The 266-nt window shown below is 59.8% G+C and carries 1 protein-coding gene; it reads right to left on the bottom strand.

From position 1 onward, the window contains the following. Positions 1-266 (bottom strand): ShlB/FhaC/HecB family hemolysin secretion/activation protein (locus ACCC96_RS30355; protein ID WP_413697751.1); only part of this gene is annotated, 266 nt, incomplete at both ends.

Raw genomic sequence — 266 nt, forward strand, 5'->3', positions numbered from 1 at the left:
TCGGCGCGCAACTGATGGTTTTCGCTGTCGCCGGTCTGCTTGAAATTGAAACCGTTGGCCTGGGCTTGCGAGCGGTATTCGCTCTGGCTGTAGGTGTAACTGAAGTTCCACCAGCCCCACGGCACGCTGTAATTGAGCATCGCGTTATTGGAGGTGTGCTGGTGATCGCTCATCGCATCGTGACCACCACGCAGCATCAACTGATCGGCCAGGCCCAGCGGGCTGTCCCAATCGAACGTCGTGCCCCACTGCTGCTCGCCGGTGCT

Origin of the sequence: Pseudomonas sp. Pseusp11 (genome assembly GCF_047304405.1) — a bacterium.
In the GTDB taxonomy this organism is placed as follows: domain Bacteria; phylum Pseudomonadota; class Gammaproteobacteria; order Pseudomonadales; family Pseudomonadaceae; genus Aquipseudomonas.